At 46.5% G+C, this 15,349-nt stretch carries 13 protein-coding genes; 12 read left to right on the top strand and 1 reads right to left on the bottom strand.

Going from position 1 to position 15,349, the window contains the following annotated elements; genetic code table 11:
* Window positions 1–2,118: 2,118 nt before the first annotated feature.
* The 12 genes from ACJJI4_RS15070 (at window position 2,119) to ACJJI4_RS15015 (ending at window position 14,671) form a co-directional block, all read left to right on the top strand.
* Window positions 2,119–3,306 (top strand): LuxE/PaaK family acyltransferase, encoded by a 1,188-nt coding sequence (locus ACJJI4_RS15070; RefSeq protein ID WP_152454489.1) that lies wholly within the window; start codon window positions 2,119–2,121, stop codon window positions 3,304–3,306.
* A 28-nt stretch (window positions 3,307–3,334) separates the two neighbouring features.
* Window positions 3,335–3,715, top strand: coding sequence for an iron-sulfur cluster assembly scaffold protein (locus ACJJI4_RS15065; RefSeq protein WP_152454488.1), 381 nt, complete (start codon window positions 3,335–3,337; stop codon window positions 3,713–3,715).
* Window positions 3,712–4,893, top strand: a complete 1,182-nt coding sequence (locus ACJJI4_RS15060) for a cysteine desulfurase family protein (RefSeq protein ID WP_152454487.1) — start codon at window positions 3,712–3,714, stop codon at window positions 4,891–4,893. Before ACJJI4_RS15065 ends, ACJJI4_RS15060 begins: the two co-directional genes overlap by 4 nt.
* Window positions 4,894–4,905: 12 nt before the next feature.
* Entirely contained in the window at window positions 4,906–6,615 is a 1,710-nt protein-coding gene (locus tag ACJJI4_RS15055; RefSeq protein WP_444925673.1) for a fatty acyl-AMP ligase, read from the top strand.
* A gap of 21 nt (window positions 6,616–6,636) precedes the next feature.
* Window positions 6,637–6,909 (top strand): acyl carrier protein, encoded by a 273-nt coding sequence (locus ACJJI4_RS15050; protein WP_216646255.1) that lies wholly within the window; start codon window positions 6,637–6,639, stop codon window positions 6,907–6,909.
* Window positions 6,909–7,976, top strand: a complete 1,068-nt coding sequence (locus tag ACJJI4_RS15045) for a flavin-containing monooxygenase (protein WP_152454485.1) — start codon at window positions 6,909–6,911, stop codon at window positions 7,974–7,976. The genes ACJJI4_RS15050 and ACJJI4_RS15045 overlap by 1 nt, the downstream gene beginning before the upstream one ends.
* Window positions 7,973–10,318: an efflux RND transporter permease subunit gene (locus ACJJI4_RS15040; RefSeq protein WP_444925672.1), complete on the top strand. Its 2,346-nt coding sequence runs from the start codon at window positions 7,973–7,975 to the stop codon at window positions 10,316–10,318. Before ACJJI4_RS15045 ends, ACJJI4_RS15040 begins: the two co-directional genes overlap by 4 nt.
* A complete protein-coding gene (locus ACJJI4_RS15035; RefSeq protein WP_152454483.1) occupies window positions 10,308–11,105 on the top strand; it encodes an outer membrane lipoprotein-sorting protein in 798 nt (265 codons plus the stop codon). The genes ACJJI4_RS15040 and ACJJI4_RS15035 overlap by 11 nt, the downstream gene beginning before the upstream one ends.
* A 4-nt stretch (window positions 11,106–11,109) precedes the next feature.
* Complete coding sequence (locus ACJJI4_RS15030) at window positions 11,110–12,297, top strand: hypothetical protein (protein ID WP_444901113.1); 1,188 nt, start codon at window positions 11,110–11,112, stop codon at window positions 12,295–12,297.
* Between the two features lie 9 nt (window positions 12,298–12,306).
* Window positions 12,307–13,065: a 4'-phosphopantetheinyl transferase family protein gene (locus ACJJI4_RS15025; RefSeq protein ID WP_444925671.1), complete on the top strand. Its 759-nt coding sequence runs from the start codon at window positions 12,307–12,309 to the stop codon at window positions 13,063–13,065.
* A 67-nt stretch (window positions 13,066–13,132) separates the two neighbouring features.
* On the top strand, window positions 13,133–13,825 hold the full coding sequence (locus ACJJI4_RS15020) for a MaoC family dehydratase (protein ID WP_444901115.1): 693 nt from the start codon (window positions 13,133–13,135) through the stop codon (window positions 13,823–13,825).
* Between the two features lie 660 nt (window positions 13,826–14,485).
* Window positions 14,486–14,671 carry a hypothetical protein gene (locus ACJJI4_RS15015; RefSeq protein ID WP_444896388.1) on the top strand — a complete coding sequence of 62 codons (186 nt, stop codon included), beginning with the start codon at window positions 14,486–14,488 and terminating at the stop codon, window positions 14,669–14,671.
* 321 nt (window positions 14,672–14,992) lie between these two features.
* Here the strand turns inward: ACJJI4_RS15015 and ACJJI4_RS15010 are convergent, their stop codons facing one another.
* Complete coding sequence (locus ACJJI4_RS15010; RefSeq protein ID WP_444925670.1) at window positions 14,993–15,349, bottom strand: hypothetical protein; 357 nt, start codon at window positions 15,347–15,349, stop codon at window positions 14,993–14,995.

The raw sequence follows: 15,349 nt of genomic DNA, 5'->3' as shown, positions 1-15,349 counted from the left end.
AATATCTTTCATTTGGGTATAGAAGCCTAAGAAATCCTCAAGTGTTTTTTCATAGCTCTAAATCTTTAGTCGACTATAACTAAAAATTGATACGTACCTTCTGTTGAAAAGAATATTGAGCCGCGGCATTAATGTCTACTAAGTGAGCTTCCTCGCAAAGTATGGTGCAATGCTTTAGATCGGTGATTTGATCTATATCTCTTCAGTCTTAAAGCAGTATGACAAATAGTTGTCGAGCAGCTGTTTCATCGAGTTAGATGTTTCAGAAAGTTCTCTGTCGCTCATATTCTATAGGTAATATTGGTAATGATAACGATTTTCAATTAAGTGTGTGGTTCTGTGCCTGTAAAAATTTATACTCTTCATAACTTCCGGCCTAGTGGATACTTTTGGTGGGAAAGTTGAGTTTAATAATTTAACCCTAAGTTAGGGCGAAGTATGGGGCTTAAATGGGGGGCTCGGAGCTGCTAGAAAGGTGCTCTGTTTCTATAGATACTAAATATCGCCATTGTTAGATGAAATAAGAGAATGTTACGTAGGTTGCGTGTGCCGTATGCTCTCTCATTTTGCAAAGTGCTCCTAAAGTTAGCTAGAAATCAGCTCTTATCCTCAGTCATATCTGCGAGATTTGGTATGCGCTTTATATGTGAAGCCGATTTTGTAGTGCTTCTGTAAACTGGCCAGCAAAGATAATGCTTTTCAGTTCATCTACGAATGTAGATAAATCTATCCCCGGTGCTCAGCTTTCAGCATTTTTAGTTTGGTGGATGCTTCTAAAGTGCCAGCTAAATAGCTATTTCCCTACGGTAATAAAATGTGTAAGCACGATTGGGTATTTCTGAGGGATGTCTAAAGCGGTATTCTGGTTTTTTGTGTGTTGAAAATGGCCATTGCTTCTGTGGTTTTAATTGTGCAATAGGGAATCTCGCAATGATAATGCGGATGATTTTTTGTTAATAGTTAAAAAATAAAGAGTAATAAATAGATTATCATGGACGAATTTCATAAATTAGACTGAGTTTTGTATTTTAGTCATGAGAATTAATGGCGTTTAGTTGGTGCAGGTAAAAGAAAAGGAGGTGGAAGTACAGTTGCGCCTTACTTGGTACTATTCTCCTTAAAGTGGATTGTTGTAATAAAAAAATATCCAATAAATTACTTTGGGTTGCGGGGCGTATTGTTAATTGTGGTGTGGTTTATGTGAATGTGATGTGTCAATCTTTACTTAAAAATACGAATTTTCTGCTGAAAAATAGCAGGGAGATTAAAGATTGAGGAAAAACGACAGTGTACGCTTGAATGTTTGTGCGAATTTACGCTACCCCTAAGATGGAATTAATTCCAGTAAGCTTGTCATCAAATAGTTTATATTTGTTAATTGACTGGTCACAATATGTTACCAAAATATAAGCTGTGATTTGCTGTAATTGGCGGCAAGGAGCTTTCTTGGGTTTCCCGTTGGGAGTCGGAGTTAGGTGTGAGTGCAAGCTTCAATAGTAAAAAAAATACGCATAAAACCTGTTCGTTTTGTTGTGAGCTCATGATCGCAGGATGATTTTCATGTGATTGGCGGACCGATTGTTCTGGCTAATTTTTAGAGGTAATTTGAAGGGGTAAGATTGTAAGCGGGTGTAAGTGAGATGGGCTGGTCATGTAGCAAAAAAAAACCATACTGCGCGGCAAGAAAAATAAAAAAATAAAGAAAATTACTTTGAAGTGATTGTTAAAATTTCTAATGTGTTTAATATTTCTCTCGGAAAATAATAAATAGAATCGATGAGTAGAGACTCTTGATGGTGGTCAAAGATTTACCCGGCAGATTTACCCGGCAGATTTACCCGGCAGGTTTACTCGGCAGGTTTACCCGGCAGGTTTACCCGGCAGGTTTACCCGGCAGGTTTACCCGGCAGGTTTACCCGGCATGATTCCCGGACGGGTGGTCTTTCAGTCGAGTTCTAAATTCTCTGATGTTTAAACCATTCTTAATTCAAGCTTTGAGGTTTTTGTTAAGTTTTTTGATATATATCAGCTTGATTAAAACAGTAAAAAAATAGCCTAAATGCCTCCGCATAGACGATTGAGGCCGTGTCTTATTTGACTTTAAAAACGGAGATTGAAATGTCGATACAGTTACAAAACATACTCAAGGAAAACGGGTTAGACCCTTTAAAGGTGGCACTGTCATCTGTGGCGGAACTCTATTCGATGACAGAGGATAACTTACTGGATTTCAAGACAGGCTTGATCCATGAGGCATTCGCTTATCACTATGAGAACAATGCTTTTTTCCGCTCCGCTTGCGATAGCAAAGGAGTGACACCGGATATGATCTCAACTCCAGCTGACCTGATCAAAATACCTCTGATTCCCATTGAGCTTTTTAAATCAAACGATAGCCATAAGTTACTTTCAGTCAGCCTACGTGATGTAGAGCTAGAAATGCGAAGCACAGGTACCTCTGGTATTCCCAGCGTTTCGCGCCGCTGCGCAGACACCGTTGACAATGCGGTGCTGGGGATTTACTCGATGTATCGCGAATTCCTAAAGATCTCCAAAGGTGCCGGCCTTTATCTTTGCCCCTCAACCGAGGAAATTCCTGAAATGGGCATGATCAAGGCGCTCAATATGCTCGCAGGTCTGCTGGACACTCATAGATTCATGGTTCGGCAAGAATCTTTTAAGCCCGAAGAGGCCTTAGAACAGCTTGAGGATTGGAATGATAAATTCAGTCGCCATTTGATTGGTCCTCCATTCCTGATCAATCGTTTTATCAGCTACCTCAAAGCTACCAACACCCGAATTAAACTCGATAAGAGTAGTTACATCATCACTCTTGGGGGGTGGAAGCGCTTCTCAGGCCAGATGTTGTCACGTGCAGAATTCAACAGTGAATGTATCGAGTACTTGGGCGTTGAAGAGAGCCAGATCCGTGATATCTACGCCTTGGTTGAATCCAATGTCATTGCTATTGACGATGAGTATGGAATCAAGCATGTCTCCCCCTTCGTTCATTTCTCGGTAAGAGACCCCAAACAACTAGATCGAGAGGTCGAACCGGGCCAGACCGGCCAATTGGCAATTCTTGACCCTCTCGCACGTTCGACGCCTGGTTTCATGCTTACTGAGGACTTGGTGCGACTGTTGCCTGAAGCGAGTCGTTCGGGAAGAAGTGGTCAACGCATGCAGTATGTAATGCGCCTACCTGAGTCAAAAGAATTTGGTTGCTGTGCGGTTAATTTAGATAAGCGGCTTGAAGATTTGGACGCAGAGCAGGCTGCTAGCGGCAGTTGTCCAGTCGTCGCCTAATTACAGCTGTCCAAGATGGAGCTACAACATGTACAACGACATCATCATTGACAACTTTTCCGACCCGGCTCATGTCGGTGATATCAACGAACCCAATTACGAATATGAAATTGGCAATCCAGTATGTGGAGATCGGATTCGCGTTCAGATCAACATCACCAATGGACTGATTGACAGTGCTCGCTTTAGAGCTTGGGGTTGCGCTACTTCGGTGGCGACGGCCAACATTTTCTGTGCCTCGCTTGAGGGGTTGGCACCGGAACAGCTTGCCGGGAGAACAAGTAGCGAAATAGAAGGCATGCTTGGTGAACTAGAGCCATCACAACACCATTGTGTTGAGATTTTGCAGCAGCTTCATCATAGGTTGCTGAGCTTAGTTGGCAAAGATTGTCGGGAGGTGATGCCATGACAAATGCTCACTCGATTGAGGGTTACTTCGACTACAACGCCACAACCCCGGTGTCGGAGGCTGTAGCTACGGCTATGTCCTCTGCGCTTCGGCTCTTTGCTAATCCATCTGGGCGTACGCTTCCTTCGACCAGTAATCGTGAGCTAATCCAGCGAGCAAAGACCCATGTCGCTAGCCTACTGGGTACCGCGCCGGAAAAAGTTTTCTTTACCTCCGGCGGTTCTGAAGCCAATAACTGGGCTATTAAAGGAAGCCTGATGAACGACCTGGGTAGGGCCGGCCATATCCTAACCACGGCGATTGAGCACCCTTCAGTTCTAGAAACTATCCGATACTGCGCCCACCAATTCGGATTCGAAGTCACCTGCTTGAAGCCGGGACCGAGCGGCGCCGTCAGTTTTGAGGCTGTCGCTGAAGCTATCCGGCCTGACACCAGGTTGATTTCCATGATGTATGCGAACAATGAAACCGGCGTTATTCAACCTGTGGATCAGGTGGCAAGGCTGACCCGCTCCCGAGGCATTCCGTTCCATGTCGACGCAGTGCAAGCAGTAGGTAAGCGGCCTCTTGATGTCGAGGCATTAGGTGCTGATTTTGTTTCTTTTTCCGCACACAAATTCTATGGTCCCAAGGGTATTGGCGGCCTATATATCCAGAATATAGATCGCATATCTCCCTTGATTCATGGTGGTGGACAAGAGATGGCAATGCGCTCTGGTACCGAGAATTTGGTCGCTATCGCCGGACTCGGTGAGGCTGCTGACGAATGTCGCAGGGAGCTTGAGTACTGGGACCATCACTGTCTGAAGTGCAAACAGCACTTGATCGAACAGCTTGGCAAATCCTCTATCGAAACACATATCAATGGTGCTAGTCATTATGAGGGGGCGATTTCCAATACCTTAAACCTATCGATTCCAGGCATTCGGGGTGAGGCGCTTGCTCTGTTAATGGAAAAGAAAGATGGGATTGTGGTGTCGATTGGCTCTGCATGCAGTAACAACAAGACCCGTCAACTATCGCCTGTATTACAAGGAATGGGGCTAAGTGATGAAGAAATACAAAGTGCGATCAGGATTAGCTTCGGCCGCTTTACCAGCCTTGATGATATAGATCGTTTTGTTGATTCATTGCAGCGGTGCGTGGCACAGCTCAAAAGCATGAGCTTTAAAGGGTGAGGAGTTGGGCTCATGACGGATAAGATTTTTCCAGCTCAGCGCTTCATGGATCAGTTCGCCCGACACGTGGTTAATGAGCCTAGCCGTACCGCCTGCGTATTCCAGCCTCATGGGCCTGATAGTGCTCTATCGCTGAGTTACGGTGAACTGAATCAGCAGGTACTGGAACGGGCCCGACTGTTAGTCGAGCGCGGATATAGAGGCCAGCCGCTTGCTCTGCTTTTCCCTGCTGGTCTTGATTTTGTGGTCAACTTCCTCGCCTGCCTCGCGGCTGGCGTCATTGCTGTACCCCTGAACCTGAGTCGCAATGCTCAGCAATTAGAGCGCACTGTTCGTATTCTTGGTGATGCAAAGACCAAAGCCATTCTGACGACCGCTGAGACTCGTGAACAGCTATTTGAGCAATTAGCAGAATTACCGGCGATTAATTTGGGCGACCAGGCCTGGATTGATGAGCAGCAGGTTGGTGCTGCTAAAGATGTAGAGTTACCTCTTCCGGCTCCAGATGAGTTGGCGTTTGTTCAGTACACCTCAGGCTCTACTGATCTACCCAAAGGTGTAATGGTAAGTCACGCCAACATTATCGATAACCAATTGGCTATCCAGCAGGCGTGTGGCCACAGCGAAGGTGTAATTGCTGGCGGCTGGCTGCCACAGTTCCACGATATGGGACTGATAGGCCATATGCTGCAGCCATTGTTCCTTGGTGGTACCTACGTCTTCATGCCACCGATGAAGTTCGTTCAGCGTCCACGCCGGTGGTTAGAATTGATATCTCACTATCGAATTCATAGCTCTGCTGCACCTAATTTTGGCTATGAGCACTGCATCAAGTTCATAGGTGAGCGAGAGGACTTATCGGGATTAGACCTGAGTTGCTGGAAGGTGGCTTTGAATGGCTCTGAGCCTGTCAGCGCCGACACTATGAGGATATTTGCTGAACGTTTCCAGCCTTACGGTTTTTCCTCTACTGCTTTCTTTCCCTGCTACGGCATGGCTGAAACCACTTTGTTTGTCTCTGGAGGACCGAAAGGCGTAGGCATTGAAACCCTGGCTTTCGATCCCGCAGCATTTGACTCTGGTCGACTGCAATCTACTGGTGAGGGGCGTCAAGTGGTTAGCTGCGGTCGTATCACGCCAAGGATGATTTTGAAGGTTGTTGATCCGGAGAGTGGCCGGCTAGCAGATGAGGGTTGTATTGGTGAGATATGGATTAGTGGTGCCTCAATAGCACAAGGTTATCTTAACAACCTTGAGATTAGTAAGCAGCAATTCGGTGCTCGTATATCGCCCTGCGACGGTCATTATTACCTCAAAACCGGGGACATGGGCTTCGTCCGTGACAATAAGTTGTATATCACCGGGCGGATTAAGGAAATGTTAATCCTGCGCGGCCGCAACCTTTATCCATACGATATTGAACGTACCTGTAGTGACCATCCTGATGCGGCAGGCAATAACGGAGCCTCGGTTTTCACTGTGGATAGCAATGGCCAAAACCGACTGGCAGCCATTGTTGAGATTCGCCGCCACGCCTTTCTTAACCGAAACCACGATGAACTCCGACAGGAGCTGCGTGAGGCAGTGATGTTGGCACATGATGTCGCCCTCGACCAGCTTTTGCTGGTCAAGCCTGGCGGTATTCCGAAAACCACCAGCGGCAAAGTTCGTAGGACTGCCTGCAGGGATCTGATTGCAGCCGAAGAGGCGCAGCTCGCATGAACCGTTGATAGGAAATATAAGATGACGAATGAATTTAGAATGAAAAACCTGGTGGAACAGATCACAGATTTTATCGCTGCTAAGACACCAGAATTTTCGATTGATAAGCACAGTGACACCTCTTTCTCAAGTCTAGGTCTAGACTCGGCAGACCATGTCCAGCTATCGACTATGGTGGAGGACCACCTCTCTGTTGACATCGATCCGACGCTAGCCTTCGACTACCCAACGATTAACGCTCTTGTGGCACATCTCGAAAAGAATTTTTCAAGAACAGCTTTGGAGCGCAGTTGATGTCGCGACTTGATTGCATAGTTATCGGTGGAGGCCAGTTCGGTCTTCACACCGCACGAATGCTGCAGCAGGCTGATCTCAACTACCTTCTGCTTGAACGGGATAGTATTGGCGACGTTTGGCGTAACCGGCTCGAAGGTATGAAGCTATTCACTTCACGTCAATTCTGTGCCCTGCCAGGACTAGCCTTTCCGGGCGATCCTGAGGGCTTCCCGACTACAGTAGAAATAGCTGATTATTTGGTCAGCTATGCAGGCCACTTTGATCTTCAGGTTCGAGAAGGCTGTGAAGTTGTTGGTCTCGATCGCCTTTCGAACGGCAGTTTTCAGGTCGACCTTGCCGACGGCACGTCTCTGCTCGCCACCAGTATCGTCAATGCAACTGGTGCTAATCAGATACCCCAGGTGCCGGCGATAAGTTCCCAACTTGCTGGAGAGGTGCAGCAACTAGACGGTAGTCTCGCCTCAACCGATGTCATTTCTGATGGCCACACTGTTGCCGTTATTGGGGATGGTGCTACTGGGCGTCAGATCGTGGACCGGCTAGCGGGACGTTGCAATGTGTTTTTGGCCACGGGTTCCCCACGTGGCCTGCCTCCCAACCGTTTGTTCGGACGTGATATTTTTTGGTGGCTTGATCGCTTGCGTATCCTTTCCGCCGATAAGAACAGCCTCATCGCGAAGATATTAAAAAAGCGTAACCCTGTCCCCTGTGGTGAATACAACAATAGACGGCTGAAGGCTAAAGGCGTAAAGATTGTTGGCCGTGCTTTGGAGTGCTCTGGCCGTCAAATCCGTTTCGACTCCGTCGGTTGGCATGACATAGATACAGTGATTTGGGCAACAGGCTATTGCGACCGAACGAGCTGGCTAAAGTTGCCGCACTGTGTCGATGAGAGGGGCTTCATTGAAAACTATGGAAGGACTCCAGAGCCTGGGCTTTTCTTAGTGGGACGTAAATGGCTTAGTTGTCGAGCGTCGGAGCTGGTAATGGGGGTTGAGAAGGATGTAGAGCGAGTAATGGTGCCGCTGCGAGCCTTTTTATCCGAAAGGAAAGAAATACCTTGAACAAAAATATAAAGACCGATTGGATCATTCGCTCTGGCGCCAGTAAGTGGCTATTAGCGCTGGTGCTGTTGCTCACATTGATGTCGGCTGTTGGCCTAAAACGGATGGGGCTGGCCAGTGATTATCGCGTTTTCTTCGATGATAACGATCGTGACCTACTGCGCTTGGAGCAGATGCAAGATACTTATAGCACGACTGATAACGTGTTCATCATGATTGAACCGGTGGATGACAGCATCTACAACCAGCGTACTCTGAGCCTTATACATGAAATGACACGCGCGTTGTGGCGGACGGCCCATGTCTCTCGAGTAGATTCGCTAACGAACTTCCCCTATAGCTCTGCTGAAGACGATGATATTTTGATTGAGGAGTTCGTCTACGAGCTTGACGAATTGACGCCGCAAAGGATCGCCTTTATTGAAACTGCCGCTAGTAGTGAGAGGGACTTGGTTGGCAATTTGGTTAGTAAGAACGGACGATTTACCGCGATCAATGCGACCATTCGGTTGCCAGGGTTAGACCATAAGGCCGAAGTGCTAGCCGTTACCGGTGCTGTCGATGAATTGATTAAGTCATTCAAGATGGAATATCCGGATCATCGTTTTTTTGTCACCGGTGTGGTGGAGATGAACGGTGCCTTTTTCCAGGCGGCAAAAAAAGACTTCATCACGCTGATACCGTTGATGATCCTTTTTGTGCTGGTCAGCGCTGCTCTAATTCTCGGATCACCTGCTGCAGGTGGCGCTATTTTGACGGTAGTAGTGTTGGCACTGCTAGGGTCTTTGGGTCTAGCTGGTTGGCTCGGTATTCAATTGTCTGCGCCATCAGTATCGGCTCCAATCATCATGTTCACGGTGATAGTAGCGTCGGCCATCCACATCCTCAGCTATATTCAGCGCCAGATACGCAGTGGTGTTTCTCGTGAAGAAGCAGTCTTGCAATCCTACCGGCGCAATCTCAAGCCGATTGCGGTGAGCCATGTCACTACTATTATCGGTTTTCTGGCGATGAATTTCAGTGACTCACCGCCGTTTCGAGATCTTGGCAATATAGTTGCCTTAGGTGTGCTCTTCTCGCTACTTTTGTCGTTGACGGTTCTACCACAGCTTCTGCTGCGTATTCGTTTTTCAACGCGGGAAACAGGTGCCAACCGACTGATTAATCGCATGGCTTTGTTGTCAGGCTGGGTTATCGCTTACCGCCAGCGGATATTGTGGCTAATGCTACCTTTGTCCCTATGCGTCGCTGCACTCAGTCCATTGAATCAATTAAACGATGATTTAATCCGCTATTTTGATGAGTCGCAGCCCTTCCGTGCTGATTCTGAACGTATCGATCGCCACTTTTCTGGTATTTATACAATCGATTACTCGCTCTCGGTACCAGAGCAGAACGGTATGTTTCAGCCAGAGTTTTTACAGTTTCTTGATACATTCGATGACTGGCTACATGAGCAGCCAGAAGTTTTTACAACTGCAAGCCCCCTGCACCGAATCAAGGATCTTAACCGTTTGATGAATGGTGGTGATGAGGACTCTTACCGGTTACCTGGCGATACAATTACCGCTGCACAGCAGTTCCTGCTATACGAGATGTCGTTGCCGTTTGGTCGTGATGTGACCCATCAGGTGAATTTGAATAAATCCTCGGTGAAACTGACTGCACGATTAAAGAATCTAAGCTCGGTGGGCTTAATTGCTTTTGAAAAACGGGTCGAAGAGTGGTTATTGCAAAACCAACCTCGCTCCATTGATATCTATCACAGCAGTCCCGCAGTGATTTTTTCCCACATTGGTCAATCAAATATTGTAAGTCTCCTTGAAGGTGCCTCGCTAGCGTTTGTGGTGATTTCATTGACGTTGATGCTGGTATTCCGCTCACTCGATATTGGTCTATTGAGCTTGGTTCCAAACCTGCTTCCAGTCGCGGCAGCATTTGGATTTTGGTATCTCGTTAATGGTCAAATCTCAATGGGGCTGGCTGGGGTGTCGGCAATGGCGATCGGCATAATCGTCGATGATACAGTTCACTTCCTCTATCAGTATGTCAACGGTCTAAAGCGGGGGCTCAGTCCTGAAGATAGCGTAAGCGAAACCATTAGTAAGACTATGGGTGGGATCGTGATTAGCTCAATGCTGCTAGTGATAGGCTTCCTTCTATTGTCGACCTCGGCGTTCGAGAAAAATGCCCAGATGGGTATGCTCACGGGGATGTCTATTGTGTTGGCATTGGTGTTTGACTTGATATTACTACCGGCCTTGGTTCTAACCTTTATGCGCAGGACACGTACGTCGAACCTGCAATTTCGTACCGACAAGGAACTAAATAATGCGAACTGATTACCGTCTCCTCCTTCCAGTGACAATACTTTGTGGCCTAATCGGTTTGCCGGTTCAAGGCGCTGCTAGCGATGTTAGAAAGGGGCGGGAGGTCGCAGTGGCAGTGGATAACCGTGACCTTGGTTACGGCGACAGTGTTGCCGAATTGACGATGATTCTACGCAACAGGGCCGGAGATGAAACTCGACGTGAACTGCAGATCAGCTCACTTGAGAGTCACGAGGGTGGAGACAAATCGTTAATCCGCTTCAATTTTCCTGCCGATATCCGGGGCACGGCGCTTCTAACGCATCCGCAGTTAGAGGATACCGATAAGCAGTGGTTATATTTGCCTGCCTATTCCCGTATTAAGAGGATCTCATCTCGCAATAAGAGTGGTGCGTTCGTCGGTAGTGAGTTTTCGTTCGAGGACTTGTCTGATAAGGCGGTCGACGATTTCCGCTATACCTACGTGAGAGAGGAATCATGCGAAGATGGTGCCCTGGTTTGTGACGTAATTGACCGAGTGCCAGAAGACTCTCACTCTGCATATAGCCGGCAGCGGGTCTGGGTTGATCAGAGTGCTCGACGTATCTTCCGTATAGACTATTTCGACCGTAAGGAAACGCTGCTCAAGACTTTTTCCGCAAGGGATTTTCGCCTCTACGACGATCGTTATTGGAGGCCCATGGAGGTGGTTATGCATAATCAGCAGAGTGGAAACGTAACGATCTTAAGCTATAGCCGCATCGAGTTTGGTACCGGTCTCTCAGTTGCGAATTTCCATCGCAATACACTCCGGGATTAAGGGTATGGGGGTCTTGCGTTTAGCGTTTTGGGTGCAGCTGTGTCTAAGCCTTACCATTATGCCGGTCCTCGCAGAGGTCAAGGTTGACAAGTATTCTGTTGATATCGCGGCCACGGCTCGTATATTTGCAGAAGAGGAGTCGCTGGCCATTGATGATAGCTACCGCTTCGGACCGGGGCTTGAAATTGAAGCAAATGCTGAGGGGGATATTGGTGATACTGGCTATAAGTTGCGGTTGTTTGGTAGCTGGGATGAGCAGGATGGGGAGCGTCGTTATGCCGATATCCGCCAAGCCAGCCTTCACTGGCGCCGTGATCAGTTATCGCTGAATCTCGGTGTTAGTACTTTCTTTTGGGGCGTTTCTGAATCTCTGAATATAGTCAATGTACTTAATCAGGCTGACTTGCGCCAAGCTATCGACGGAAAGGAAAAGATGGGGCAGACCTTCGCATCTTTAGGTCTGCGTTTTGATAACGGCGAACTATCGATATTCTATCTGCCAACTTTTCGTGAGCGAGAATTTCCAGAGCGCCCGTCATTCGGACTACCGATTTCGGACCGGGCACTTTTTGAAAGCTCGAATAGAGGTGGAGATGTTGCTCTGCGAGGCCATTTTTACGCTGGTGATTTAGAAACAGGGATCGGTTACTTCAGAGGCACTAGGCGGGCGCCACTACTGGTAAGGCCTAGCCCTTCAGCGACGATGTTGACTCCCTTTTACATCGAAACCGAGAATTTTTTACTGGACACACTTTATCTCCTCGGCGACACGACCTTTAAGTTGGAAGCGAAAACTGGTCGCGAACTGGAGCAAGGTTTCTTTGCTGCAAACGTTGGCCTTGAGCACCCGATTTATTCGCTACCGGATAGTATGCAAGATCTGTCCTTGATCGCCGAATATCTAATCGACGATAGGGATGAGCAAGCTGAAACATTAGGTCAGAACGATCTCTTTGTCGGCCTTAGAGCTAGCTTCGGTGATACCGGTGACAGCGAATTTCGAGGAGTCATAAGTTATGACTTCGATAGTCATGGCAACTACCTCGACTTAGGCTTAGAACACCGTCTGAGTGATTATTTTAGAATCGAAACTCGGGCGTTTTTATTCCTCAATGTGGGCCGCAGTGATACTTGGCTGTATCCAGTACGGGATGAGGATTTTATCGAGTTTAAGTTGCATTATTCTTTTTGAGCGGACCCTATGAAGACCGGAGTTAACAGGGATATAGGTCTTTGGATTGCTACCGTGAAGGAGTTTGAAACTCTAATTAAGCATGATCCGCAAACTGTCTTCACCACAGTTAGCGAGGCTGAGCAGAAAAGATATAGTGGGATTGTTAATCGAGCGGCGGGCCTACATTTTCTGCTTGGTCGTTACCTATTGCGTTATGTTTTATCCACTAAAAGAGGCGTAAGTATTTTGCCGGCAGATTGGGAAATTTTCCCTGATGAGCAAGGCAGGCCTAGAGTTTTAAACCAAAGTGTGGCCCCAATAAAATTTAGTATTTCTCATGCTAGTGGTGTGGTCGCGATTGCGCTTAGCTCTACCGTTGATCCAGGTATAGATCTGGAGCCCCTTGCTCGTGAACTGGGCTCAGGTCTAAATTTCAGGCATTTACTTAGTCCAGAGCAATATGACCAGGTAATGACTATCCCAAGCGCTGCTCACTGTGAATTGTTAACAAGGGTTTGGTGCATTAAAGAGTCTGTGTCCAAAGCGTGTGGTTTGGGGCTTCGACTGCCTTTTTCTACGATCGAGTTTGATCTTGTATCTTTGCTTAACTCGCAACCAGCCACGTGGCTTGAGTGTAAGGTAAGAGAAAGGGGGAGCTTTTGGTTTAACCTTTGCACGTTGGCGCAACGTTATTGGCTTTGTGTAGCGATGGAGTCGCCGGCGTTGTCGCCTTTGGGTCGATTGGAACCAAACCATTTTAACCTACTCAGCCGCAAGGCGTTTTAGAAACAAGACGTGGAGTTGGAAGTAGCTGCCGCACAAAATTAATTTTAGGTCCAGTTACGCTGCTTCAATGTCATTAATACAGGATGAGATGATGGACGTGCTTGAGTACATCAGGGAAAAGGAAAGGTTGCTTAGGGCTCGGATTAACAATTTGGACCTCAAAAGCACCCATGATAATCACCTGCATCAGTTGTCCTATTACATCAGTAACTTGCTTAAAAATTCCTGGACTTCGAAAGCTGGGCCGGTTGTTGATCCTGCTAGCAATCGTGAATTACAAGTCATTAAGAACCCTAAGGCCATCGCTTTCTACCAAGACTGGCAAGCACGTATTGGTCAGCAGATATATATTGGGCGCTGGATTGTAGTTGACCAGTCGCGCATTGACAGTTTTGCCGAAGTAACTGGGGACCGCCAGTGGATTCATATTGATCCAGAACGAGCAAGGGCTGAATCGCCGTTTGGAGGCACAATTGCCCACGGCTTTTTGGTCCTATCGCTAATTCCCGAGCTCACCGATACTGTCAATCCGGAAAAACCGCCTTACCCTGAAGCTAGAATGATTATAAACTGCGGCCTTGAACAGGTGCGTTTTCCTTATCCAGTTAAGACTGGCAATCGTATCCGAGCTCGTACGACTTTAAAGTCCCTGGTGCCATCGAAGCGTAGTGTGGAAATGATCAATCATATTGAGGTAGAGGTTGAAGGTTCAGGTCGCATGGTTTGTGTTGCGGATAGTGTGCTGAAACTTTACTTCTGAATTCAAAATGCACGCGCACCCTCCCGGCACTTATAATTATCATAGGCAAACTGGGAGGAGAGTAATTCTCGATTGATCGCTCTTGCAAGAGCGCAGAATTAGCCATCTCTGGATAGAGATATGAACCTTGAGTATCTGTGATTATCGAAAGGTGTATTCCTGCTATCTGATAGGGAATTTCAGAGGCTATGGGGGCTGGGGTTTATTAATTTCCCTGGTTAAGTAGGGAAATACAGCTGGGGGCGGCGTTAGACGTGTCTTTACCACCTAGATAACTCTTCTATTTCTGACCTTTCTGACTGAGCGCTCCATTGCCGAGGATTAGTGGCTGCGTTGCTACAAATCTAGATGGATTCCATCAAAGATCGAGTGGTTCACTTGTAATGATGAGGTATGAGCGCTAGATGTGTAACCAACCAATAAGCAAATAACTAGAAAAAATTTTTTGAATAAAGATTTTTTTTGGTATGCTATATCTAATTTTTTCTTTTTTTAGGATAAAATTGTCGGTATGTATGTGTAATTTGAAGCAACTTACCTCTTCATTTATCTCACCTGTTTGATACCCCAAAGGTACAGTTAGGCTCTTGAAGTGATTAGTGTTCAAACTTTATTGTTCCAAAATAAAATTAGTGTTCAAACTTTATTGTGCGAGAACAAATGGGAGATGTTATTCCTTTCAAAAGAAAAACCGCTTGGCAAAAGCACAAGGGCAGCACCCTATGCAGGGAAGGTTTTCATAAATGGAAAGTGGTTACCGAACGCAAGTTTGATGTAAAGCTGGGAAAGTTGGTTACTGAATATCGCTGTGAGCGCTGTGGTAAAACCAAAACCAAACTTCTTTAAGTAGTCTTCCTACGTGACCGTTTGCCGTAATTGGTGTTCTGCGTTTTTAATGTGGCGCCCAGGCTCTATAATTCCCACCTTGAAAGAGCTGCGGGTCTTTAATTGAGATGGTTCTCATTTTTATTGCGAGGCATTTATTACTTTATTGGCTGTTAGGCTGCGAAGGGTATAAATGTGAGGTGTGTAGTCTAATTCAGAGTAGGTGAATTTTTGTTTTTCCTGTGGGGTTCAGCTTACAATCTTTTTTATTTTTGCGTAGATAAAATAAATGATGGTTTTGATAAAGGTTGAAACGTGGGGCTTTGTTATTTTGTTTTTCTGTTAGCATTTCTGTTGATTTATTTCGTTTAATAGCTGTTCTACCTTCTGTTTATAAGCGTTATTTGTTTCTGCGTTTTCTAATGCGGATTCAATTATAGTTTTTAACATGCCTCCTGGAACTCTATGTGAAAACTCTTCATTTAAAATGATCCTGATTAATTCCTCGCGTTGTCTTTTGATGTCGGCCCCTTCTCTTTGAAGTTCTTGGATTCTTTCGGTCACTAATGACTTGAGATCGGAGGCTCTGCCGGTAGAGAGGGGGGGGGCTTCCTTTTTGGCTGTCTCTGTCTCTGTCTCTGTCGCAGTTGATTTTGAAGGGGGGGCTGCGAAGGGGATGGGTTGATTTTCTATTTTCAT

This window comes from Microbulbifer maximicatervae (SeqCode), assembly GCF_052467305.1.
The sequence above is the reverse complement of the archived record's forward strand: the minus strand, read 5'-3'. Positions and strand labels throughout refer to the sequence as shown.